Annotated in this window: 20 protein-coding genes, 1 other RNA gene and 1 pseudogene; 14 read left to right on the forward strand and 8 right to left on the reverse strand. The window is 70.2% G+C overall.

From position 1 onward, the window contains the following. Window positions 1-733: 733 nt before the first annotated feature. From A8M77_RS36780 to A8M77_RS09275, 4 genes and pseudogenes are all read left to right on the forward strand, one after another. Window positions 734-1588, forward strand: a pseudogene (locus A8M77_RS36780) (RecB family exonuclease); the annotation flags it as partial. Window positions 1589-1699: 111 nt separating this feature from the next. Continuing rightward, window positions 1700-4978 (forward strand): UvrD-helicase domain-containing protein, encoded by a 3279-nt coding sequence (locus A8M77_RS09265; protein WP_086921379.1) that lies wholly within the window; start codon window positions 1700-1702, stop codon window positions 4976-4978. Then, the gene (locus A8M77_RS09270; protein WP_086921262.1) at window positions 4975-6222 is read left to right on the forward strand and encodes a TIGR03862 family flavoprotein; all 1248 of its coding nucleotides are present in this window, start codon (window positions 4975-4977) and stop codon (window positions 6220-6222) included. The genes A8M77_RS09265 and A8M77_RS09270 overlap by 4 nt, the downstream gene beginning before the upstream one ends. A 79-nt stretch (window positions 6223-6301) precedes the next feature. After that, window positions 6302-6583: a hypothetical protein gene (locus A8M77_RS09275; RefSeq protein WP_086921263.1), complete on the forward strand. Its 282-nt coding sequence runs from the start codon at window positions 6302-6304 to the stop codon at window positions 6581-6583. Window positions 6584-6654: 71 nt separating this feature from the next. Here the strand turns inward: A8M77_RS09275 and ffs are convergent. Both ffs and A8M77_RS09285 read right to left on the reverse strand, forming a co-directional pair. After that, window positions 6655-6751: signal recognition particle sRNA small type (gene ffs, locus A8M77_RS09280), an RNA gene on the reverse strand. Between the two features lie 37 nt (window positions 6752-6788). Continuing rightward, window positions 6789-7907: a M12 family metallopeptidase gene (locus tag A8M77_RS09285; protein ID WP_158100901.1), complete on the reverse strand. Its 1119-nt coding sequence runs from the start codon at window positions 7905-7907 to the stop codon at window positions 6789-6791. A 116-nt stretch (window positions 7908-8023) separates the two neighbouring features. Here A8M77_RS09285 and dnaX point away from each other — a divergent pair, with 116 nt between their 5' ends. The 8 genes from dnaX to A8M77_RS09325 all read left to right on the forward strand — a co-directional run bounded on the left by dnaX (window position 8024) and on the right by A8M77_RS09325 (window position 15319). Continuing rightward, window positions 8024-9865 carry a DNA polymerase III subunit gamma/tau gene (dnaX, locus tag A8M77_RS09290; RefSeq protein ID WP_086921265.1) on the forward strand — a complete coding sequence of 614 codons (1842 nt, stop codon included), beginning with the start codon at window positions 8024-8026 and terminating at the stop codon, window positions 9863-9865. 38 nt (window positions 9866-9903) lie between these two features. Continuing rightward, window positions 9904-10236 (forward strand): YbaB/EbfC family nucleoid-associated protein, encoded by a 333-nt coding sequence (locus A8M77_RS09295; protein WP_086921266.1) that lies wholly within the window; start codon window positions 9904-9906, stop codon window positions 10234-10236. A gap of 7 nt (window positions 10237-10243) precedes the next feature. Continuing rightward, window positions 10244-10834 carry a recombination mediator RecR gene (gene recR / locus A8M77_RS09300; protein WP_086921267.1) on the forward strand — a complete coding sequence of 197 codons (591 nt, stop codon included), beginning with the start codon at window positions 10244-10246 and terminating at the stop codon, window positions 10832-10834. A 4-nt stretch (window positions 10835-10838) separates the two neighbouring features. Continuing rightward, window positions 10839-11231 (forward strand): MAPEG family protein, encoded by a 393-nt coding sequence (locus A8M77_RS09305; protein WP_086921268.1) that lies wholly within the window; start codon window positions 10839-10841, stop codon window positions 11229-11231. 115 nt (window positions 11232-11346) lie between these two features. Further along, window positions 11347-12393: an ABC transporter substrate-binding protein gene (locus A8M77_RS09310; protein ID WP_086921269.1), complete on the forward strand. Its 1047-nt coding sequence runs from the start codon at window positions 11347-11349 to the stop codon at window positions 12391-12393. 55 nt (window positions 12394-12448) lie between these two features. Further along, the gene (locus tag A8M77_RS09315; protein WP_086921270.1) at window positions 12449-13264 is read left to right on the forward strand and encodes an ABC transporter ATP-binding protein; all 816 of its coding nucleotides are present in this window, start codon (window positions 12449-12451) and stop codon (window positions 13262-13264) included. After that, the gene (locus A8M77_RS09320) at window positions 13264-14097 is read left to right on the forward strand and encodes an ABC transporter permease (RefSeq protein WP_086921271.1); all 834 of its coding nucleotides are present in this window, start codon (window positions 13264-13266) and stop codon (window positions 14095-14097) included. The genes A8M77_RS09315 and A8M77_RS09320 overlap by 1 nt, the downstream gene beginning before the upstream one ends. 25 nt (window positions 14098-14122) lie before the next feature. Beyond that, window positions 14123-15319: a low temperature requirement protein A gene (locus A8M77_RS09325; RefSeq protein ID WP_086921272.1), complete on the forward strand. Its 1197-nt coding sequence runs from the start codon at window positions 14123-14125 to the stop codon at window positions 15317-15319. On the opposite strand, the gene A8M77_RS09330 is transcribed toward A8M77_RS09325, so the two are convergent. Then, window positions 15316-16923 carry a transglycosylase SLT domain-containing protein gene (locus A8M77_RS09330; RefSeq protein ID WP_086921273.1) on the reverse strand — a complete coding sequence of 536 codons (1608 nt, stop codon included), beginning with the start codon at window positions 16921-16923 and terminating at the stop codon, window positions 15316-15318. The genes A8M77_RS09325 and A8M77_RS09330 overlap by 4 nt on opposite strands. Further along, window positions 16920-17717 carry a hydroxyacylglutathione hydrolase gene (gloB, locus tag A8M77_RS09335; RefSeq protein ID WP_086921274.1) on the reverse strand — a complete coding sequence of 266 codons (798 nt, stop codon included), beginning with the start codon at window positions 17715-17717 and terminating at the stop codon, window positions 16920-16922. Before gloB ends, A8M77_RS09330 begins: the two co-directional genes overlap by 4 nt. Window positions 17718-17736: 19 nt before the next feature. On the opposite strand from gloB, the gene A8M77_RS09340 reads away from it, so the two are divergent. Together A8M77_RS09340 and rnhA are read left to right on the forward strand one after the other, a co-directional pair. Beyond that, window positions 17737-18513 carry a class I SAM-dependent methyltransferase gene (locus A8M77_RS09340; RefSeq protein ID WP_086921275.1) on the forward strand — a complete coding sequence of 259 codons (777 nt, stop codon included), beginning with the start codon at window positions 17737-17739 and terminating at the stop codon, window positions 18511-18513. Then, window positions 18510-18959, forward strand: coding sequence for a ribonuclease HI (rnhA, locus tag A8M77_RS09345; protein WP_086921276.1), 450 nt, complete (start codon window positions 18510-18512; stop codon window positions 18957-18959). Before A8M77_RS09340 ends, rnhA begins: the two co-directional genes overlap by 4 nt. Here rnhA and A8M77_RS09350 read toward each other — a convergent pair. From A8M77_RS09350 to moaA, 4 genes are read right to left on the reverse strand one after another with little or no spacing between them, the layout of a single operon-like run. Further along, window positions 18956-19459 carry a cyclic nucleotide-binding domain-containing protein gene (locus tag A8M77_RS09350; protein ID WP_086921277.1) on the reverse strand — a complete coding sequence of 168 codons (504 nt, stop codon included), beginning with the start codon at window positions 19457-19459 and terminating at the stop codon, window positions 18956-18958. The two genes, rnhA and A8M77_RS09350, sit on opposite strands and share 4 nt — an antisense overlap. 31 nt (window positions 19460-19490) lie before the next feature. After that, a complete protein-coding gene (gene moeA, locus A8M77_RS09355) occupies window positions 19491-20804 on the reverse strand; it encodes a molybdopterin molybdotransferase MoeA (RefSeq protein ID WP_086921278.1) in 1314 nt (437 codons plus the stop codon). A 15-nt stretch (window positions 20805-20819) separates the two neighbouring features. Then, entirely contained in the window at window positions 20820-21470 is a 651-nt protein-coding gene (mobA, locus tag A8M77_RS09360) for a molybdenum cofactor guanylyltransferase MobA (RefSeq protein WP_086921279.1), read from the reverse strand. Then, a complete protein-coding gene (gene moaA / locus A8M77_RS09365; protein ID WP_086921280.1) occupies window positions 21467-22591 on the reverse strand; it encodes a GTP 3',8-cyclase MoaA in 1125 nt (374 codons plus the stop codon). The genes mobA and moaA overlap by 4 nt, the downstream gene beginning before the upstream one ends. Window positions 22592-22942: the final 351 nt, after the last annotated feature.

The raw sequence follows: 22942 nt of genomic DNA on the forward strand, positions 1-22942 counted from the left end.
TGCCCATGACGCTTCCAGCGACCAGGTGCTGGACTGGCTCAAGGGCGCCGGCGCCCTCGATGGCCGTGCGGTGCGTGCGCTGGAGGCGCGCCTGCGCGAGCGCGGCATGCGCGACTGGCGGGGCTGGTGTGCCTTCGTCTCGGCCAGCGAGCAGCCGCGCGACCAGGATCTGCTCGGCTTCACCGGCGAGATCGAAGCGCTGCGCACCTCGCTGGCCCGCGCCAGGCCCCTTGCCGAGTGGCTGAGCGCGACGCGCACGCTGCTCGAGGCCGGCGGCCAGTGGCGCGCGCTGCAGGCCGACGTGGTTGGCGCCGAGGTGCTCGCGGCGCTCTACCTCGATGCCGAAGAGGAGGCGGCGGTCCGCGGGCCGCGCTGCACGCTCGCGGAGTTCGGCGCCTGGGTGCGCGACGTGCTTGAGGCAGCCAGCGTGCGCCTGCCCTCGGACGAGGAAGCGCCCCGGGTGGTGGTGCTGCCGCTGCACCAGTTGCTGGGCCGGGCCTTCGGCGCCGTCGTGCTGCCGGGCTGCGACGACCAGCGCCTGCCCGCCTCGCCCGAGCCGCCCGGCGACTGGACGCCGGCCCAGCGCCTGGCCCTGGCGCTGCCCCCGCGCGAGTCGCTGCAGGCGGCCCAGCGCGCCGCCTGGGCCGTGGCCCTGTGCGCGCCGCGGCTCGACCTGCTGTGGCGCCATGCCGATGCCAGCGGCGAGCCGGTGCGCCCCAGCGCCTTGCTGCAGATGCTGCAGCTGGAGCACGCAACCACCGAGGCGGCAGACCCGCGGACGGCGGTCGAGGTGGACGTCCAGGCGACACCCCGCCCGCAGCCGCGTGGGGCCGAGCTGGTGCCCACCCGGCTGTCCTCCACCGCCTACGAGGACCTGCGCCGCTGCCCCTACCGCTTCTTCGCGCTTCGCCAGCTCGGCCTGCGCGGCCGCGACGAACTCGATGCCGAGGTCGACAAGCGCGACTTCGGCAACTGGCTGCATGCGGTGCTCGGCCACTTTCACGAGGCCCTCCGCGAAGAGCCCGGTGCGGAGCACGCGGCGCGCCTGGCGCTCATGGCCGTCGCCGAGCAGGCGGCCACCCGCGAGTTCGGCCTGTCCGAGGCCGAGTTCATGCCCTTCGCCGCGGCCTGGCCCGCGGTGCGTGACGGCTACCTGGATTGGCTGGCCACGCACGAGCGCGAGGAGGGCGCGGTGTTCGTCGAGTCCGAGCCCTGGAAGGAGCTGCCGCTGGGCAGCGTGACCCTGGTCGGCCGGCTCGACCGCGTCGATGCAGTGGCCGACGGCCGCGCCTATGTGATCGACTACAAGACCGAGTCCGTCGAGAAGACGAAGGAGCGCGTCAAGGACCCGACCGAGGACACGCAGCTCGCCTTCTATGCCGCGCTGTTTCCCGACGACAACCTGCGCGCGGCCTACGTCAACGTCGGCGAGAAAGCCTCCGGCACGCGCACCGTCGAGCAGCCCGACGTGGTGGCCGCGCGCGACGCGCTGGTGGCCGGGGTGATGAATGACCTCGCGCGCATCGGACGCGGCACGGCGCTGCCGGCCCTGGGCGAGGGCCCTGCATGCGAGCACTGCGCGGCCCGCGGCCTGTGCCGCAAGGATTTCTGGAGTGATGAGGCCTCCGGGCTTTTCACGCCCGGAGGGCGTGAAAAGCCACCGCCCGAGGGAGAGGCCCGGCCGCCTTGGGGTGGCTCGGTGGCGGCCGGAGAAGCGCCGAAGCGGGATCCGGCCTACGAGCACAACGGTGCCGCCGTCGCGCGTGAGCGCTTCTACGCCATCGCCTGTGACCCGCGCCGCTCGGTGGCGGTGGAAGCCTGTGCCGGTGCCGGCAAGACCTGGATGCTGGTCTCGCGCATCCTTCGCGCGCTGCTGGAAGAAGGCGAAGGCGCCTGCGCGCCGCACGAGATCCTCGCCATCACCTTCACCAAGAAGGCGGCCGGCGAGATGCGCGAGCGCCTCGACCAGTGGCTGGAATCCTTTGCGGCCAAGCCCGTCGAGGCCCTCGTGCCCGAGCTGGTGATGCGCGGCATGGACCGCGCGTCCGCCGAGGCGAAGGCGCCACGCTTGCAGGGCCTCTACCGCGAGCTGCTGGTGAGCGGGCGGCCTGTGCAGTTCCGGACCTTCCATGCGTGGTTCGCAGGCCTGTTGCGCAGCGCGCCTGTCGCGGTGCTCGAGCGCCTGCGCCTGCCGGCCAGTTACCAATTGCTCGAGGACGATGCCGAGGCGCGTGCGCGTGTCTGGCGCCCCTTTTTCGCTGCCGTGGCCGACGACCCGCAGGCCCAGTCCGACTACCGCGCGCTGGTCGCCGACCACGGGCGCTCGCAGACCGCCAAGGCGCTGGATGAGGCGCTCACGCGCCGCGTCGAGTTCGCGCTGGCCGATGCGCGCGGCGCCGTCGACGACGCGGTGGTGCCGATGGGTGAGTTCTATCCCGCCTTCGCCGGCGCCGACTCGGCGGAGGACGTGCTGCTGCACGACCCCGCATCCCGCCGCACGCTGCTGGCCGCCGCCCGCGCACTGGGACGCGCGGACGCACCCACCTTCTCCCAACGGGGCGCGGACCTCGAGCGGGCCGTGACCGAGGGCCGCGCCGCCGGCGTGGTCCACGCGCTGCTGACGCAGAAGGGCGACTGGCGCAAGTTCAGCGAAAAGCTCGTCGGCCTGGAGGACGTACGCGCTGCCCAGCAGCGCGTGCAGCAGTACGGCGAAGCGCGCGCGCAGCATGCGGCCTGGCTCTACCAGCAGCGCATGGCGCGCCTGACGCGCCTGCTGGTCCGCTGCTTCGCCGAGGTCAAGGCCGCTAACGGCTGGGTCGACATGAACGACGTGGAGCAGGCCGCGCACCTGCTGCTCGGCCGCTCGGAGCTCTGGGGCTGGGTGCAGGAGCGGCTGGACGCGCGCGTGCGCCACCTGCTGATCGACGAGTTCCAGGACACCAACCCGCTGCAGTGGCAGGCCCTGCACGGCTGGCTCTCCGGCTATGCCGGCGCGGGTGGACGGCGCCCGGGGGTGTTCATCGTCGGCGATCCGAAGCAGAGCATCTACCGCTTCCGGCGCGCCGAGCCGCAGGTCTTCATCGCCGCCAAGCAGTTCGTGCAGCAGGGGCTGGGCGGCGACCTGCTCAATTGCGACCACACGCACCGCAACGCGCAGGCGGTCGTCGGCCTGGTCAATGCCGCGATGGACGAGGCGCAGCAGGCCGGCGAGTTCAGCGGCTTCCGCGATCACACCACCGAATCTCGCGCGGCCGGCCGCGTGCGCAAGCTGCCACCGATCCCGCGCGACGCCATCGCCGCGCAGGAGCAGGCCGACCATCCGAACGAGGAGGGCGTGCTGCTCTGGCGCGACAGCCTGGTCACGCCGCGCCTGCTGCCCGAGCAGCGCCTGCTGCAGAAGGAATGCGAGCAGGCCGCGCGCTGGATTGCCCAACGCATCGCCGGGGGGCTCGCGCCCAGCCGCATCATGGTCCTGGCCCGGCGCCGCAGCCGGCTGACGGCGCTGCAGGACGAGTTGCGCCGTCTGCACATCGCGGTACAGCAGCCCGAGAAGAACGATCTGCACGATGCGCCGGAGGTGCAGGACCTGGTGGCCCTGATCGACGTGCTGGTCTCGCCCGACCACGATCTCTCCCTCGCCCAGGCGCTGCGCTCGCCGCTGTTCGATCTGCCCGACGAGGCGCTGGTGCAACTGGCACTGCGTCAGCGCGAGCACCATGCGAGCTGGTTCGAGCTGCTGCAGGTGCCCGACCTGCCTGCGCCGCTGGCGGGCATCGGCGCGCGCCTGCGACAGTGGCAACACTGGCTGGCCGACTGGCCACCGCACGATGCGCTGAGCGCGATCTACCACGACGGGGACGTGCTGCGGCGCTTTGCGGCCGCCGCGCCCGCGGCATTGCGCGAAGGCGTGCTCGCCAACCTGCGCGGGTTGATGGCCGCGTCGCTTGAGCTCGACGGCGCGCGCTTCGCGACGCCCTATGCCTTCGTGCGTGCGTTGCGCCGGGGCGGCAGCCGTGCGCCCTCGGTCGCGGCCGTCGACGCGGTGCAGCTGCTGACCGTGCATGGCGCCAAGGGCCTGGAGGCTGAGCTGGTGCTCATGCTGGACACCGACGCGCCGGCCCAGCGCGCGCAGACCATGGGCGTGCTCGTCAAGTGGCCGGGCCAGGCTGCGGCGCCCGAGCGCTTCGTGTTCATGGCCAGCGAGAAGAACCCTCCCGCCTGCACCACCGACGACCTGGCCGAGGAACAGGCCGCGCGGCTGCGCGAGGAGATCAACGCGCTCTACGTGGCCACCACGCGTGCGCGGCAGGAGCTGGTACTGTCGGCCGTGCCGGCCGCCAGGCCCAGCGCCCGGAGCTGGTGGGCGCGGCTGGAGGCGCGTTGCGAGCCGATCGATGTCGCGCACGATGGGGCCGCGCCCCGCGCGCTGCCCGCGCAGCCGTCGTTGTTGCCGCCTCGCTTTCGCATGCTCGAGCTGCCGGTGCTGCTTGAGCCGGCCGCGACGCCGAAGCGCACGGCGCCGCGCGCCGACACGCGCGCCTCGGCGCTGGGCCAGGCCATGCACAGGCTGCTCGAATGGGCCCGGCCGGGCGCGACGCTGCCGCAGTCCCATGTGCGCGCCGCGGGCCGCGAGTTCGGGCTCGACGCCGCCGCGGCGAAAGTCGCGGCCGCGATGGCGCAGCGCATCCGCGCCGGGGCGGGTGCCTGGGCCTGGGAAGCGGAAGCGCTGGCCTGGCAGGGCAACGAGGTCACGCTGGTCCACGGCGGCGAGGTGCTGCGCATCGATCGCCTGGTGCAGCATCGCGCCAGCGGTGTCTGGTGGGTGCTCGACTACAAGTCGGCCGGCCGGCCGGAACGCGATGACACGCTGATCGCGCAACTGCAGCGTTACTGCGAGGCCGTGCGGCAGGCCCATCCCGGCGCAACGGTGCGCGCGGCCTTCCTGACGGGCCAGGGCCAACTGGTGGATGTCGAATGAGCGCGAATGATCCCGTGATCGCCGTCGTCGGTGGCGGCCCGGCAGGCCTGATGGCCGCCGAGGTGCTGAGCGCGCGGGGGGTGGCGGTGCACCTCTACGACGCCATGCCCTCGGTCGGGCGCAAGTTCCTGCTGGCCGGCCGCGGCGGGCTGAACCTCACGCATTCGGAGCCCTTCGAGCGCTTCGCCGGCCGTTTCGGCAAACGGAGCGCGCAGATCGAGCCGCTGCTGCGCGCCTTCGGTCCCGAGGCGCTGTGCGCGTGGGTGCACGGCCTCGGCATCCAGACCTTCGTCGGCACCTCGGGCCGCGTGTTCCCCACCGACATGAAGGCCGCGCCGCTGCTGCGCGCGTGGATGCATCGGCTGCGCGAGGCCGGCGTGCACTTTCACATGCGCCATCGCTGGCTCGGCTGGTCCGATGCGGGCGCCCTGCGCTTTGCCTCACCTGAAGGCAAGGTGGAGATCGAGCCCGAGGCCACCGTCCTGGCCCTCGGCGGTGCGAGCTGGCCGCGGTTGGGCTCCGACGGCGCCTGGGTGCCCTGGCTGGTTGCGCGCGGCGTGGCCGTGGCGCCGCTGCTGCCGGCCAACTGCGGCTTCGACATCGGCTGGACGCCGTACTTCGCCGAGCGCTTCGCCGGCAAGCCCTTCAAGTCGGTCGCGGTCTCCGCGGCCGATGCGCAGGGCGGGCGCTTCGCGCGCAAGGGCGAGTTCGTCGCGACGGCCACTGGCATCGAAGGCAGCCTGGTCTATGCGGCCTCCGCGCTCCTGCGCGACCAGATCGTTGCGGAGGGCAGCGCCACGCTCTGGCTGGACCTGCTGCCGGACCGCAGTGCCGAGCAGGTGCATGCCGCGGTGCTGCATCCGCGCGGCGCCCGCTCGGTGGCCAGCCATCTCAAGAGCCGCCTCGGGCTGGAAGGCATCAAGACCGCGGTGCTCCACGAGGTGTTGACCCGCGAACAGATGCACGAGCCGGAGACGCTGGCCCGCACCATCAAGGCGCTGCCGCTCAGGCTGGTGGCGGCACGGCCCATCGACGAGGCGATCAGCAGCGCCGGTGGCGTGCGCTTCGAGGCGCTCGATTCCCACCTGATGAGCATGGCGCTGCCCGGCGTGTTCTGTGCCGGCGAGATGCTCGACTGGGAGGCGCCCACGGGGGGCTACCTGCTGACGGCCTCCATGGCCAGCGGCGTGGTGGCTGCGCAGGGGGTGCTGCGACGGCTGCGCCCACCGCGTACGGAATCATGAAATTGAATACTTCTGGCTGAAGTGCATTTGTTTGCACGGGCTAAGACAATCGCGGGTTGCCCTGAGGCGGCCCCCATCCATGTATCCGCACGTCGACATCAAGAAAATCAGAGACAGGTACTTCAACTACAGCGTCAGCACCGGCAACGCGGACGATCGGTACGTGCGGCAGGGGCTGCGCTCCATCGCGGAGTGCCTGCACGATGCGGCGACCGCGCTCGGCACCCATTTCCCGGTGGCAGCCATCAGCTATGAGGGGCGTGCACTGGGCTGCTATCACGTGGCGAACATGGAGCACAAGACGGTGGCGTTGGCGCAGACCCTGCTGGCGAAGCTGGAGCGTTTCAAGATCTCGGCATGAGCGGGGCCGCGACTGGATGGCCGAACAAAAAAGCCGCGCTGGACAGCGCGGCTTTTTGCTTTTGATGTGAGGTTGACGAGCCTTACCCCCGGCACTGGCTACGCAGTTAGGGCTGCTTGGTTCCCCACCTGACCCGGTTGGCCACTTCACCATGCGGGGAGGCCCGTCAGCCGCCATTGTAGGCGAGGCCTCGATGCCCTCCGGCTCACCAGGCCATCAGCGAGGTCTCGAGGGCCGCGTCGGCGTAGTAGAGGCGCACGCCCACCAGGTAGCGCCGACCCTTCTGCAGGCGCATGCTCACGCGCGCATTCAGGTCGGTGCCGCTGTCGTCGTTGCCCGCGATCTGCACATTGCCCGTCGACGTGACCTCGAACAGCACCAGCACCGTGTCGGAGGTGCCGAAGGTGCCGATGCTGTAGGTCCGCGTGCGCGGCGGCGTGAACTCGAAGTTGCGGGTCTCGCCGGCCTTGAGCTTGAGCAACTGCGACAGGCCCACCTTCAGCGTGCCCGTGGCCGGCGCGCGCACGCCCGGATAGGACTCCACCACCCAGGCCTTGTCGGCGTAGGAAAGGCCGCCCTTGGGCACCAGACCGTTGCGGTACTGCGCGGGGGCGTCGATCAGGCCAGGCTCGAACTGGTATTCCATGACGGAGTCGGGGTCCCAGGTCGTGCCCTTGACTTCGGTGGTCGGGATCTTGCGCAGGATGTTCCACTCGATCTGCTGCTCGTGCCAGTTGTTCGGCGGGCCCGAGAAGTAGTCGAGCACCGCCTGACGGTTCCAGGTGATGCCGGCATGGGGGTTCTGGTGCTCGTGCTCCAGGCCCAGCGTGTGGCCGATCTCGTGCAGGGCGGTGTCGCGGCCGTAGTCGGTGTTCAACGGCCAGCCGAAGTTCATGGTGCGCTGCAGCGGGTCGCGCACCGTCAGCAGGTCGCGTCCCACGTAGGACCAGGATCCGTCCTGCGGGTCGAAGCCGATGCGCACGGCCGCGTCCTCGGCCGTCTCGACGCGCCGGAAGGAGATGCCGATCCCGAGCTTGGCCCAGGTCTCGAAGGATTCCTCCACCGCCTCGGTGTCGGCACTGTTGCCGAGCCAGGCGGCAGGCACCGTATCGCCGCGCTTGTAGCAGTAGTAGGTGAGCTGCGTGCCGTTCACCCACTTCTTGCTCGCGGCCAGTATGGCGGCGGCCCGGCCCGCCGAGACGCCGCTGTCGAACTGGCGCACCGTCTGGATCGGCTGGGCGCAATAGCGGCGCGCGCCGGCGGGTTGCGGCTTGGCTTTTCCGGCCGCGGGTGCGCGCGCGGCCCTGGGGTGCGCAGTGGGCATGTCGGGCTCCTTGAAAAGGCCCATGTCATGCTAGGGGCGATACGGTGAAAATCTATAAGTAAAAAGGCCTATGTCTAGTCGAGAGGTCAACCGATGCGACAACCTAGAATGCGTCGATGGCCTATCTCGTGCTCGCTCGCAAACACCGCCCCAGGACCTTCAGCGAGATGGTGGGCCAGGAACACGTGGTGCAGGCCCTCGAGAACGCGCTGACCTCCCAGCGGCTGCACCATGCCTACCTCTTCACCGGCACCCGCGGGGTCGGCAAGACCACCGTCTCGCGGATCCTGGCCAAGTCGCTCAATTGCCAGGGGCCGGACGGGGAGGGCGGCATCACGGCCGCGCCCTGCGGCGTCTGCCAGGCCTGCCAGGACATCGATGCCGGCCGCTTCGTCGACTACACCGAGCTGGACGCCGCCTCCAACCGCGGCGTGGACGAGGTCCAGGCCCTGCTGGAGCAGGCGGTCTACAAGCCGGTGCAGGGGCGCTTCAAGGTCTTCATGATCGACGAGGTGCACATGCTCACCGGCCATGCCTTCAACGCCATGCTGAAGACGCTGGAGGAGCCGCCGGAATACCTCAAGTTCGTGCTGGCCACCACCGATCCGCAGAAGGTGCCGGTGACGGTGCTATCGCGCTGCCTGCAATTCAACCTGCGGCCGATGGCCCCCGAGACGGTGCTGGAGCATCTCACCCGCGTGCTGCAGGCCGAGACCGTGCCGGCCGAGCCGCATGCGCTGCGGCTGATCGCCCGCGGCGCCCGCGGCTCCATGCGCGACGCCCTCTCGCTGACGGACCAGGCCATCGCCTTCGGCAACGGCGAACTGACCGAAGGCGGCGTGCGCCAGATGCTGGGCAGCGTGGACCGCGGCCACGTGTTCCGCCTGATCGAGGCCCTGGCCCGGGGCGACGGCCGCACGGTGGTCGAGACCGCCGAGGGCCTGCGCCGCGACGGCCTCTCGGCCGCTTCCACCCTGGAGGAGATGACGGCCGTGCTGCAGGGCATGGCTGTGCTGCAGGCCGTGCCCGCGCGCGCCGAGGCCGTCGACGCGACCGACCCGGATGCCGCCGAGACTGCGCGCCTGGCCGCCGCCATGCCGCCGGACGAGACGCAGCTGCTCTACAGCCTGTGCCTCCACGGGCGTAGCGAGCTGGGCCTGGCACCCGATGAATACGCCGCGCTCACCATGGTGCTGCTGCGCCTGCTGGCCTTCAAGCCGGCGGAAGCGAGAGGGGCAAGCGAAGCGGCCGCGGCGGAAAAAAAAACTCTGAATGAAGCTCCCGCGCCCGTATCGGCGCCTGCGCGTATGCAGTCGCCGCGGCCGCTGGAGGACAAGCCGGCACCCGCGGCCGTCGCGCCTGCATCACCTGGGGTCGCCCCGGATGCGCCGCATGCGGCCCCGCCCGGTCATCGGCTGCCGGTACGCGAGGAGGGCCGCTTCGGCGCTGCCCCCGTCGCGCCCGACGTGGAGCCCGTGGCGGCGGCCAAGGTGCTGGCCATGCCGGTACGCGTCCAGCCCCCGCCTGGCGCGCGCGATGCCGCACGCGAAGCGCCGCCAGTCCCCATCGAGCCGAGTGAGGAGGGCGACTTCTGGTACGCCACCGTCACGCAGCTCGTGGCGGCCGAGGCGATCGCCGCACTGGCGCGTGAGCTGGCGCTGCAGTCGCAGCTGGTGGCGCGCGACGTCGACCAGTGGCTGCTGCGCGTGGAGCGCGAGTCGCTCAACCAGGCGAGCAGCCGCGAGAAACTGCAGACCGCGCTCGCGGGCCTCGGCCACGGCGTCAAGCTGGCGATCGAGATCGGCGCCGTGGCCGACAGCCCGGCACGCCGCAACAAGCAGGCGGCCGAGGCGCGGCAGCGCGAGGCCGAGGAGGCGATCCGCAGCGACCCCGACGTGCAGTCCATGATGCGTGACTGGGACGCGCGAATCGTGCCGGGCTCGCTGAAGCCCGCCTGATCTTTTTTCCTTATCAATCAACGACGACAGGACCAACGATGTTCAACAAAGGACAACTGGCCGGCCTCATGAAGCAGGCCCAGGCGATGCAGGACAACCTCAAGAAGGCGCAGGAAGAGCTGGCCACCATCGAGGTGGAAGGCGAATCGGGCGCCGGCCTGGTGAAGGTGGTGATGACCTGCAAGCACGACGTCAAGCGCGTCACCATCGACCCCAGCCTGCTGGCCGACGACAAGGACATGCTGGAGGACCTCGTCGCCGCCGCCTTCAACGCCGCGGTGCGCAAGGCCGAGGAGACCAGCGAGCAGAAGATGGGCAAGCTCGCCGCCGGCATGCCGGGCCTGCCCCCCGGCATGAAGCTGCCGTTCTGAGCCCCGCGTGGCAGATTCCGGTGCTCTCGACACCCTGATCGAGGCCTTGCGCCGCCTTCCGGGCGTCGGCGCGAAGTCGGCCTCGCGCATGGCCTTCCACCTGCTGCAGCACGACCGCGAGGGCACCCGCGTGCTGGCGCGCGCGCTGGAGCAGGCGGCGGCCCATGTGCAGCACTGCGAGCGCTGCAACACCTTCACCGAGGCGCCCGTGTGCAGCGTGTGCCTGGACGCGCGCCGCGACGCGACCAAGCTGTGCGTGGTCGAGACGCCGGCCGACCAGGCCGCGCTGGAGCGCACCGGCGCCTTCCGCGGCTACTACTTCGTCCTGATGGGCAAGCTCAGTCCGCTCGACGGCATCGGGCCCAAGGACATCGGCCTGGCCCGCCTGTTCGAGCGCGCGCTCGACGGCCACGTGAGCGAGGTGATCCTCGCCACCAACTTCACCGCCGAGGGCGAGGCCACCGCGCACGTGATCGGCGAGGCGCTCCGACAGCGCGGCCTGTCGGTGACGCGGCTCGCGCGCGGCGTGCCGGCGGGCAGCGAGCTCGAGTACGTGGACCTCGGCACCATCGCCCACGCGCTGGTGGACCGGCGCTGAGACCATGCGCATCCCGGTGCTCACGCTGGCCTACTGGTGCGTGCTCGCCGCGGTGCTGCTGCCCTATCTCGCGGCCTACATCGCCAAGGCCGGTGCCTTCCGCCTGCGCGACAACCAGGCGCCGCGCGAATGGGTGACGCGCCAGAGCGGCTGGCGCGCGCGGGCCCTCGGCGCGCAGAACAACAGCTTCGAGGGCCTGCCCTTCTTCATCGGTGCGATCGTCATCGCGCACCAGCTCGGCGCGGCGCAGGCGTGGCTGGATCTGCTGGCGGCAGCCTACGTGCTGCTGCGCATCGTCTACATCGCGCTCTACATCCGCGGCTTCGGCAGCGCGCGCAGCGCGGTCTGGACGCTCGCGTTCGCAGTCAACATCGCGATCCTTTTCACCGGCCGTTAGTGGCCTTCATGCTTACGTGGAAACCCGCACGGGATGTCCCCGATGCCGGTCCGCGGGGCACGCCCCTAAGCTCGATTCGAACTACACGAACCAGAGAGCCCGCGGGCGTCGTCTCATGCTCCATCGCCGTCGCTTCACCGTTGCCGCCGCGACCCTGGGTGCCGCCTCCTCCATCGCCGTGCCGTTGTGGGTGCGTGCGCAGCAGGCCCGGATCGAGAAGCCGAGGCTTTCCATTGCCGTGGGCGGCAAGGCCGCCTTCTACTACCTGCCACTGACCATCTCCGAGCAGTTGGGCTACTTCAAGGCCGAGGGTCTGGACGTCGAGATCTCCGACTTCGCCGGCGGTGCGCGCGCATTGCAGGCGGTGGTGGGCGGCTCGGCCGACGTGTGCTCGGGCGCCTACGAGCACACCATCAACCTGCAGGCCAAGAACCAGGTCTTCCAGTCCTTCGTGCTGCAGGGCCGCGCGCCGCAGATCGCGATCGGGGTGTCGACCAAGAACATGGCGGGTTACACGGGCATCGCCGACCTCAAGGGCAAGAAGATCGGCGTGTCGGCGCCTGGCTCGTCCACCAACATGGTGGCCAACCTGCTGCTCTCGCGCGGCGGGCTCAAGGCCAGCGACGTGAGCTTCATCGGCGTGGGCGTGGCCGCCGGTGCGCTGACGGCGCTGCGCTCGGGCCAGATCGATGCGATCAGCAACACCGATCCGGTGATGACCATGCTCGAGCAGAAGGGCGACGTGAAGATCATCAGCGACACGCGCACGCTGAAGGGCACGCAGGAGGTGTTCGGCGGCCCGATGCCGGCGGCCTGCCTCTACGCGCCGGCCGAGTTCGTGCAGAAGCATCCCAACACCTGCCAGGCACTGGCCAACGCGATCGTGCACGGCCTCAAGTGGCTGCAGACGGCCGGCCCGGGCGACATCATCAAGACCGTGCCCGAGACCTACCTGCTCGGCGACCGCGCGCTGTACCTCGCGTCCTTCGACAAGGTGCGCGAGGCGATCGCGACCGACGGGATGATCCCGGCCGAGGGCCCGAAGACCGCGCTGGCCGCGATCGCGAGCTTCGACACCACGGTGAAGGCCGACAGGATCGACCTCGGCAAGACCTACACCAACGATTTCGCGCGCCGCGCGAAAGAACGCTTCAAAGCCTGAGTTGCCGCTTTCTCGACCCGGCCCCGGCCGGGTTTTTTTTGCATTCATCGCCGACATGTCCGACTACGCGCTTGAGCTGCTCGACATCAGCTGCACCTTCCGGGCCAAGGACGAGCCCGGGCAGCGCTACACCGCGGTGGCGGGCACCTCGTTGCGTGTGCGTGCGGGGGAGTTCGTGTCGGTGGTCGGGCCCACCGGCTGCGGCAAGTCGACGCTGCTCAACGTGGGGGCGGGCCTGCTCGAGCCTTCCTCGGGCTCGGTGAAAGTCTTCGGCCAGCCGCTGGCAGGCATCAACAGCCGCGCGGGCTACATGTTCCAGTCCGAGGCCCTGATGCCCTGGCGCAGTGCGCTCGCCAACGTGATGCTGGGTCTGCAGTACCGCGGCGTGTCCGAGAAGGAGGCGAGGGCACAGGCACAGCAATGGCTGGCGCGCGTGGGCCTGGCCGGCTTCGGCGACCGCTACCCGCACCAGCTCTCCGGCGGCATGCGCAAGCGCACCGCGCTGGCCCAGGTGCTGGCGCTGGATCCGGACATCATCCTCATGGACGAGCCTTTCAGTGCGCTCGACGTGCAGACGCGGCAGCTGATGGAAAACGAGGTGCTGGACCTCTGGGCTGCCAAGAAAAAGGCGGTGTTGTTCATCACGCACGACCTCGACGAGGCGATCGCGATGAGCGACCGCGTGGTGGTGCTCTCGGCGGGGCCTGCCACCCACCCCATCGGCGAGTTCGTCATCGACCTGGCCCGCCCGCGCGACGTGGCCGAGGTGCGCACGCATCCGCGCTTCGTCGAGCTGCACACCCAGATCTGGGGCGTGCTGCGCGACGAGGTGCTCAAGGGCTATGCCCAGCAGCTGAAGAAAGCGGCCTGATGAAGCTGTGGCCGCACGAAGGCAACGCGCGGGCCTGGCAGGTGCTGCTGCTCGTCGTGCTGCTGGTGCTGTGGCACCTGGCGTCGCGCGACACGCAGGTCGCCTTCTTCCTGGGCGAGCCGATCAAGGTGGCGGGGCGGATCTGGAGCTGGTTCCTGCCCGTCGCCCTGGCGCCGAATGCGCTCTTTCCTGAAGGGCTGCCGGGCAATGCCGACATCTACCGGCATCTGGGCGTCACGCTGCTGGAGACGGTGCTGGCCTTCGGCATCGGCACCCTGCTGGGGCTGGGCTGCGGGCTCTGGCTGGCGCTGGCGCCGACCGCCAGCCTCATCCTCGACCCCTACATCAAGGCCGCGAATTCCATGCCGCGGGTGATCCTGGCGCCCATCTTCGCGCTGTGGTTCGGGTTAGGCATCTGGAGCAAGGTAGCGCTGGCGGTCACGCTGGTGTTCTTCATCGTGTTCTTCAACGTCTACCAAGGCGTGCGCGAGGTCAGCCCGGTGGTGCTGGCCAATGCGCGCATGCTCGGTGCCAGCCGGCGGCAACTGCTGCGCACGGTTTACCTGCCGAGCGCGACCAGCTGGGTCTTCTCCAGCCTGCACACTTCGGTGGGCCTGGCATTCGTCGGTGCCGTAGTGGGCGAATACCTGGGCTCGGCGCGCGGCGTCGGCTACCTGATCCTGCAGGCCGAGGGCACCTTCGACGTCAACACCGTGTTCGCCGGCATCGCAGTGCTCACCGCCTTCGCGCTGGTGCTCGACGGCCTGGTGGGCCTGATCGAGCGGCGGCTCATGAAGTGGCAGCCCAGAAGCGGCGAGACCGAGAAGATCTGAATCACCCTGCGCTATCGTCGCCGCCATGACACAGGACAAGCCACGCCACGCCACCACCCTGCGTTCGCGCGGCAGCGCCGCGCGGGTGTCGAACGAGGAACTGTTCTTCGACCTCGTCTACGTGTTCGCGGTGACGCAGCTGTCGCACTACCTGCTGGCGCACCTCACGCCGCTGGGCGCGCTGCAGACCCTCGTCCTGTGGTTCGCCGTCTGGCTGGGCTGGCAGTACACGGCCTGGACCACCAACTGGTTCGACCCGGGCTCGCTGCCGGTGCGCGCGATGCTGTTCGCGATCATGGGCGTGGCGCTGGTGATGGCTTCGGCGCTGCCGGAGGCCTTCGGCGAGCGGGGGCTGGTGTTCGCGGCCTGCTTCGCCAGCATCCAGGTCGGGCGCACCGTGTTCATGCTGCTGGCGGCGGGGCGCGGCAGCCCGCTGCTGCCGAACTTCCGCCGCATCCTGGCCTGGGGCTGCGTCGCGGCGGTGTTCTGGATCGCGGGCGCGCTGTCGGAGGGGCCGGTGCGCATCGCGCTGTGGATCGTGGCGGTGCTGTGCGAATACGTGTCGCCGATGTTCGGGCTGCCTTTCCCTTTCCTGGGCCGCTCGACGACCGCGGAATGGACCATCGACGGCGGGCACCTGGCCGAGCGCTGCCAGCTCTTCGTGATCGTGGCGCTGGGCGAATCGATCCTGGCTGCCGGCGTGGCCTTCGGCCACCACCACGACTGGCACCTGCCGCAGGTGCTGCCCTTCGCGGTCAGCCTCGTGGGCAGCATGGCCATGTGGTGGATGTACTTCGACACCAGCAGCAAGGATGCGGCGCACGTGATCGAGCATTCGGACGATCCGGGCCGCATCGGCGCACGCTTCCACTACACGCACGTGATCCTGGTGGCCGGCATCATCGTCTCGGCGGTGGCCGACGAGCTGGTGATCTCCGAGGCCGGCCATCCCATGGAGTGGAAATTCTTCGGGCCGCTGCTGGGCGGGCCGGCGATCTACCTGTTCGGCAATGCGCTGTTCAAGCGGGTGGTTTACGGCTTCACGCCGCAGTCGCACATCGGCGGACTGGTGCTGCTCGCGCTGCTGGCGCTGTTCGCGCCCCGCCTGAGCGTGTTCACGGTCGGGGCCTTCACCACCGCGGTGATGGTCGCGGTCGCGGCCTTCGAGGCGGTGGTGCGGCGCCGCCACCGGCGCACCACCGCCGCCTCGCGAAAAAGCTAGCGCTTCTTCCTGGAGGGCGTGCCGCCGCGCTTCTCGCGCACGATCTTGGAGGAGGAAGCGCTCGACCGGGACGACGGCGTCTCCCGGGCCACGCCGGCCTTGGCGGCACTGGTCTTGACCACGCCGCCGCCTCGCTTGCCGGTCACGACCACCGTGCTGTCGTGCCCGCGCGTGCCGCGCCCCACACGCTCGACCGAGGCAGCCCGCACGGGCAGATAGACCACCACCGCGTGGCCGCGCTTGAAGACATGGTTGCCCTTCACGTCGTTCCAGTCGGCGACGTTGGCGACGCTGAGCTTGTAGCGGTGCGCGATGCTCGCCACGCTGTCGTTGCGGCCGGCCTTGACCGTGGTGCGGCGGGTGACGATCTCCGGCTGGAAGCTCAGGTGGCCGGTGTCGGCGACCGCAGCCTGCACGTCTTCCTGCACGCGCGCGCCGCGCGGCACGATCAGCGTCGAGCCGGCCTTGATCAGCATGCGCGGCGGCACGTTGTTGATGGCCCGCAGGTCGGCCTCGCTCATGCCGGAGCGCTGGGCAGCGTCGGCCACGGTCATGGTGTTGGGCACCGTCCAGGCCGTCCAGCTCGCGTACTGGCCCTGGCTATAGGCTTCGAAGTTGCGCTGGAACACGGCCGCGTTGTCCCAGGGCAGCAGGATCTCGGGCGTGCCGGCGGCCAGCAGCACCGGCTTGTGGGCGGCGGGATTGAGGGCGCGGAAGTCCTCGATGCGCACGTCGGCCAGCTTGGCGGCCAGTGCGACGTCGAGATCCCGTGTGAGCGCCACGGTCTGGAAGTAGGGGTGGTTGGCGATCAGCGGCAGGTCGGCGTTGAAGCGCTCCGGGTTGGCGACGATGTTCTTCACCGCCTGCAGCTTGGGCACGTAGTAGCGCGTCTCGGCCGGCATGTTGAGGTCGGTGTAGCCGGTGGGCAGGCCGGCGCGCTGGTTCCTCGCGATGGCACGGCTCACGCTGCCTTCGCCCCAGTTGTAGGCGGCCAGCGCCAGGTGCCAGTCGCCGAACATGTTGTAGAGCTTCTGCAGGTAGTCGAGCGCCGCGCGGGTGGAGGCGATGACGTCGCGGCGGTCGTCGCGGAAGACGTTCTGCTTGAGGTCGAAGTCGGTGCCGGTGGCCGGCATGAACTGCCACATGCCGGCCGCCTTGGCGCTGGACACGGCCTGCGGATTGAAGGCGCTCTCGATGTAGGGCAGCAGCGCCAGCTCGGTGGGCATGTCGCGGCGCTCGAGCTCCTCGACGATGTGGAAGATGTAGCGGCTGGAGCGCTCGGTCATCCGCTGCATGTAGTCGGGCCGGGTCGCATACCACTGCTCGCGGTCACGCACCAGCTCGGTGTCGAGATTGGGCATCTTGAAGCCGCGGCGGATGCGGTCCCACATGTCGGCCGGCGGGGCCAGCGTGACGACGGAACGCGAGCGCGCCGCGCTGTTCGCGATGGGCGTCAGCGGTTCGGTGGGGTACACCGGGGCGGCGGAGCCGCTGGGCGCGCTGGGTGCCGGGATGGAACTGGAGGAGGAACCCGTGCCGGTGGTGCTCGCGCAGCCCGCGAGCAGCAGCGAGCCGGCAAGGCAGGCAGCAAGGATGAATTTCATCGAAAGTCGTTTTTCCATTGGCGCAGCGCGGCGAACACTTCGGCCTGCCCGCTGTGCGGGGAAAGGCCGGCGTGGCTGCGGACGGCTTGCAGGACAGTGGCTTCGCGGCTGCGAAGAAAGGGATTGACAAGGCGTTCCGTGATCAGCTGCGAGGGCAGCGTCGGCTCGCCGCGTGCGCGCAACGACTCGCATCGCGCGATGTACTGAGCCAGATCGGCATTGCCGGGTTCCACGGCATGCGCGAAACGCAGGTTAGAAAGTGTGTACTCGTGGGCGCAGCACACGCGGGTGTCGCCGGGCAGGGCGGCCAGCGCGTCGAGCGAGGCCAGCATCTGCGCGGCCGTGCCCTCGAAGAGCCTGCCGCAGCCACCGGAGAAGAGCGTATCGCCGCAGAAGACGAGCGGCGCCGGGGCACCCGCAGCAACGTTGCGCGCGTCGGCAGGCAGGAAGTAGGCGATGTGGCCGGACGTGTGGCCCGGCACGTCGATCACCTCGAAGCGCAGGCCCAGCACCTCGGCATGGTCGCCGTGTTCGAGACGGGTGAGGGGCTCGGGGATCGTCTCGCGCGCCGGGCCGAAGACCTGGGCGCCGGTGGCCTCGCGCAGCGCGGCCACGCCGCCGGTGTGATCGGGGTGGTGGTGCGTGACTAGAATCGCGGCCAACTGCAGGCTGCCACGCGCGAGCGCATCGACGACCGGTGCGGCGTCTCCCGGGTCCACCACGATCGCGTTGCGCCCGTCCTGCAGCATCCAGATGTAGTTGTCGGCGAAGGCGGGCAGTGGAACAAGCTTCATGAGCGGTCAAATTATAGGTTTGCACGAGTGGTTCCAGACCCCTCCCGGCCGCTGCCTGCTGGCCTGGGAGCAGTCTCGCTTCGACCAGGCGGTGGCCGATGTCTTCGGCTACCACGCGATGCAACTGGGCCTGCCCGAGGTCGAGGGCCTGCGCACCAATCGCATGCCGCACCGCTGGCTGGCCGTCGACGACCCCACCTGCACCGCGGGCAGCGCGCTGGTCACCGATTTCACGGCGCTGCCCTTTCCGGCCAACAGCCTTGACCTGGTGGTGCTGCCGCATGCGCTGGAGCTCAGCCATGATCCGCATGGCACGCTGCGCGAGGTCGAGCGCGTGCTGGTCCCCGAAGGCCGCGTCGTCATCTGCGGCCTGAATCCGACCAGCCTCTGGGGCATGCGCCAGTGGCGGGCACGCCTCTACCAGCGGCTGGGCTTCGGCGAGCTGTTCCTGCCCGATTCGGGCGACTTCATCGGCTATCGGCGCATGCGCGACTGGCTGCGCCTCTTGAGCTTCGAGGTGGAGTCGGGCGATTTCGGCATCTACCGCCCCGCGGTGCGCAGCGAGGCCTGGCTGGAGCGCTACCGCTGGTTCGATGGCCTGGGCGAGCGCTGGTGGCCGATCTTCGGCGCGGTCTATTTTCTGGTTGCGGTCAAGCGGGTGCGCGGCATGCGGCTGCTGTCCACCGATTGGCGGCGCGCGGCCCAGCGCGCGAGCGCGCCGGTGCCGATCGCCGGCAAGGTGCATCGCGGCCATCACCATCACCGAACACGACAACGACAAGGAAGAGGTTCTTGACCGAAGTACAGATCTACACCGACGGCGCCTGCAAGGGCAACCCCGGCCCCGGCGGCTGGGGCGCCTGGCTCAAGTCCGGTGCCACCGAGAAGGAGCTTTTCGGCGGCGAGCTCAACACCACCAACAACCGCATGGAGCTGAAGGCCGTGATCGAGGGCCTGGGCGCGCTCAAGCGGCCGTGCAAGGTGGTCCTGTACCTGGACAGCCAGTACGTGCGCAAGGGCATCACCGAATGGATCCGCGGTTGGAAGGCCAAGGGCTGGCTGACCTCCACCAGGCAGCCGGTGAAGAATGTCGAGCTGTGGCAGCAACTCGACAAGCTGGTGTCGCAAGGCGGCCACCAGATCGAGTGGCGCTGGGTCAAGGGCCATTCGGGCGACCCGGGCAACGAGCGCGCCGACGGCCTGGCGAACAAGGGCGTGGAGCGGGCGCTGGGGCGACTCTAAAGGGCTGCCGGCCGCGTGATGAGCGGCTGCGGCGGCTCCAGCGTCTCGCCCATGCGCGCGCGGAACAACTGGTCGTCGGTGACGCGCAGGCGCCGGCTGATCTCGCGGCCGATGTTCATCTGGATCAGCGCGAATTGCACCGCGTCGTGCTCGAACAGGCGCAGCAGGTTGTCGGGCGTGATGCGGATCGCGCTGCAGTCCTCGTCCGCGCGGATCGAGGCGCTGCGCGGGAACAGGTCCAGCAGCGCCATCTCGCCGAAGCAGTCGCCCTTGCCGAGCTGGCGCAGCAGCAACTGCCGGCCCTCCCAACTCTTCATGATGGTCACGCTGCCGCGCTCGAGCACGTACATGCAGTCGGCCATGTCGCCTTCGCGGCAGAAGTAGTCGCCGGCGGCAACCTCGATCACGGGCGCGGGCTCGAGCAGGAATTCGAGGGCCGTGGCATCGATGGCGCCGAAGATCGGCATCTGCTGCATCAACTCGATTCTGGCGGCGAGCATGCGCGTCTCCTGCGCCGGTGGAAGTGCGATCCTAGATCACGCCCTCGAACATCATCACATCGACCATGTCGCCGGCCGCCACGCTGCTCTGCTCGTGATGCAGCACGACCAGGCCGTTGGCCTCGACCATCGAGCTGAGCACGCCGGAGCCCTGGTTGCCAGCGATTCGCACCTCGGGCTCCGCGCCGGGCACCGGCTCGACGCGGCCGCGCTGGTATTCGGTGCGGCCCGGCTTCTTGCGGATGGCCGATGCGCTCCGGGCGCGCAGCAGGGGCGGCGGGGCGCAGCCGCGCTCGTGGCAGCCCATCATGCGCAGCAGCGCCGGGCGCACGAAAGCGAGGAAGGTGACCATCACCGCCACCGGATTGCCGGGCAGGCCGAAGAGCACCGCCGGCCCTTCCTTCTGGTCCAGCTTGGGGACCAGGCCGACCGCCATCGGCCGGCCGGGCCGCATCGCGACGCGCCAGAAGGCCATGTCGCCCAGTTGCTGCATCACGGCGCGCGTGTGGTCGGCCTCGCCGACGCTGACGCCGCCGCTGGTGATGATCGCATCCGCCTCGCCGGCGGCACGGCGCAGCGTCTCGGCCAGGGCCGCGGGGTCGTCGCGCACCAGGCCCAGGTCGATCAGCTCGCAGCCCAGGCGGCTCACCAGGCCGAACACCGTGTAGCGGTTGCTGTCGTAGACCGCCCCCTCGCGCGGCGGCTCGCCCAGGCTCAGGATCTCGTCGCCGGTGGAGAAGTAGGCCACGCGCAGGCGCCGCAGCACCGGCACCGTCGGCAGGCCCAGGCTGGCGACCATGCCCAGTGCGGCGGGGGTGAGGCGCTCGCCGCGCAGCAACGCCGGCTGGCCCTGCATCAGGTCCTCGCCACAGAGCCGCCGGTTGTCGCCGCGCCGCAGCGCCTTGGCGGGAAAGCGCACCTGGTCACCCTCGACGAAGCAGAACTCCTGTGGCACCACGGTGTCCAGGCCGGCAGGCATGACCGCGCCGGTCATGATCTTGACCGCGTCGCCCGGGCCGAGCGTGCCTCGCCAGGCCGCGCCGGCGAGCGCGGTGCCGACCACGCGCAGCGCCACGGAGGCGTCGCTGGCCGCGTCGGCGGGCAGCAGGGCGCCGTCGAAGGCGAAGCCGTCCATGGCCGAGTTGTCGTGCGGCGGCACGCTCACCGGCGAGACGATGTCCTCGGCCAGCACGCGGCCCAGCGCATCGCGCAGCGCAGCGTGCTCGACCTGCGTGACGGCGGCCGGCCCGGCGAGGCGGGCGAGGAAAGCCTGCACCGCGTCGACGCCGAGGGCCTTGGGGTCGTAGCCAGCCAGTGCGGCGGCGATCTCGGCGATGCGGCTCATATCAGAAGAGAGGTATCAGCGCCGCTGGCCCTCGAGCGCGTGCAGCTCGGCCAGGGTGTTGGCATTGAAGAAGGCGTCGGGCGCATCGCCCGGGCGGTCGAAGGGCACCGGCACCGTGCGGTGCTGGGCGGTCCATCGGTCGATCTTGCGGCCGCCGTCCTGGGTGAAGCGCACCAGGCTCTCGAGCAGGGTGGCACGCAGCAGGCAGAACACGGGCTGCGGGCGCAGGGCGGAGGCGCCGTCCGCCTCGGCCGCGGCCTCGGGGGCGTTCACCATGGCGATTTCCGCATCGTGCGCCAGCAAGGCCTCGCCCAGGCGGGCGGCCAGGTCGTGCGGGAACAGCGGCGTGTCGCAGGGCACGGTGAGCAGGTAGGGCGTCTCGCAGCGCTCCAGCCCGACGAGGAAGCCGGCCAGCGGCCCGGCGTAGTCGGCCAGGCCGTCGGGCCAGACCGGCACGCCGAAGGATTCGTAGGCCGCGAGGTTGCGGTTGGCATTGATCATCAGCTCGCCGACCTGCGCTTGCAGCCGCATCAATGCATGCATCGCGAGCGGGGCGCCGTTGAAGTTCTGCAGGCCCTTGTCGACGCCACCCATGCGCGAGCCGCGGCCGCCGGCGAGGATGAGCCCGGTGATCTCGTCCGCGGCGATGGCGGTGGCGGCGCTCATCCGCCGATGTAGCTCATCTCGACGCGGCGCGCGCCGCCGGCCGCCTCCGTGTCGGGGCCGCGCAGGGCACGCAGCTCGGAATAGCGGTCGCTCCGGCCCTGCCAGATGTGGCCAATCGCGGAGGCGATCTGCGCATCGTCGGCACCGCCGCGCAGCAGCGGCCGCAGGTCGTGCCCGCTGCTTGCGAACAGGCACAGGTAGAGCTTGCCTTCAGTCGACAGGCGCGCCCGGGTGCAGTCGTGGCAGAAGGCCTGGGTGACGCTGCTGATCACGCCGATCTCGCCGCCGCCGTCGCTGTAGGCCCAACGCTGCGCGGTCTCGCCGGGCGCGGTGGCCTCCAGCGGCACGAGCGGGAACTCCTCAGCGATGCGGCGCAGCACCTCGGCCGAGGGCAGCACCTCGTCCATGCGCCAGCCGTTGGTGGCACCCACGTCCATGTACTCGATGAAGCGCAGCACCACGCCGGTGCCGCGGAAGCGGCGGACCATGGGGAGGATCTCGTCCTCGTTGCTGCCGCGCTTGACCACCATGTTGACCTTGATCGGACCGAGGCCGGCGGCATGCGCCGCGTCGATGCCGGCCAGCACGGCGGCCACGGGAAAGTCGACGTCGTTCATGCGGCGGAACACCGCGTCGTCCAGGCCGTCGAGGCTCACCGTCACGCGCTGCAGGCCGGCGGCCTTGAGCGCGGCGGCCTTGCGGGCGAGCAGGGAGCCGTTGGTGGTCAGCGTCAGATCCAGGGGCCGGCCCTCGGGGGTGCGGATCGCGGCCAGTTGCTCGATCAGCAGTTCGAGGTTCTTGCGCAGGAGCGGCTCGCCGCCGGTGAGCCGGATCTTGTGTACGCCGTGCGAGGCGAAGACGCGGGCCAGGCGGGCGATCTCCTCGAAGCTCAGCAGGGCGCTGTGCGGCAGGTATTGGTAGTCCTTGTCGAAGACTTCCTTGGGCATGCAGTAGCTGCAGCGGAAGTTGCAGCGGTCGGTGACGCTGATGCGCAGGTCGGTGAGGGGGCGCGCGAGCCGGTCCAGCAGCATGCCGGTGGCAGGCACGGCGTGCCCGGGCAGCGGCGCGGCGCGGCGGGCGCGGCCGATCTGCGAGAGGGGGATGACGTGCTTGCTGCTCATGGGGAAGGCCAATTTAACCCATCGTTCCAGCCAAGGGTGCTGCCGGGCTACTTGACCACGGCGGCATAGATCATGTTGCGCAGCAGGCTGCGGTAGTGCACCCGGTACTTGGACGACTGAACTCGGCGCCGACGTCCTCGCCAGGCTGAGGCTGGCGGTGGAAGTGGAACTGGGCGCGCTTGAACGACTTCATCTTCTTCCTCGGTGCGGTCCGGGTGCGCCAGCGTAGGCATCCGGTGGTCTTTATCTATTGTGGCGGATGAGCATCGCCCAAGAACTTTTCCGATAGCGTGCCGGCGCTCTCGTAGGGTTCTTCGCATGGCCTCATTTCAAGGACACCTTGACCCCCCG

This window comes from Variovorax sp. JS1663 (assembly GCF_002157355.1).
Lineage (GTDB): Bacteria > Pseudomonadota > Gammaproteobacteria > Burkholderiales > Burkholderiaceae_C > Variovorax.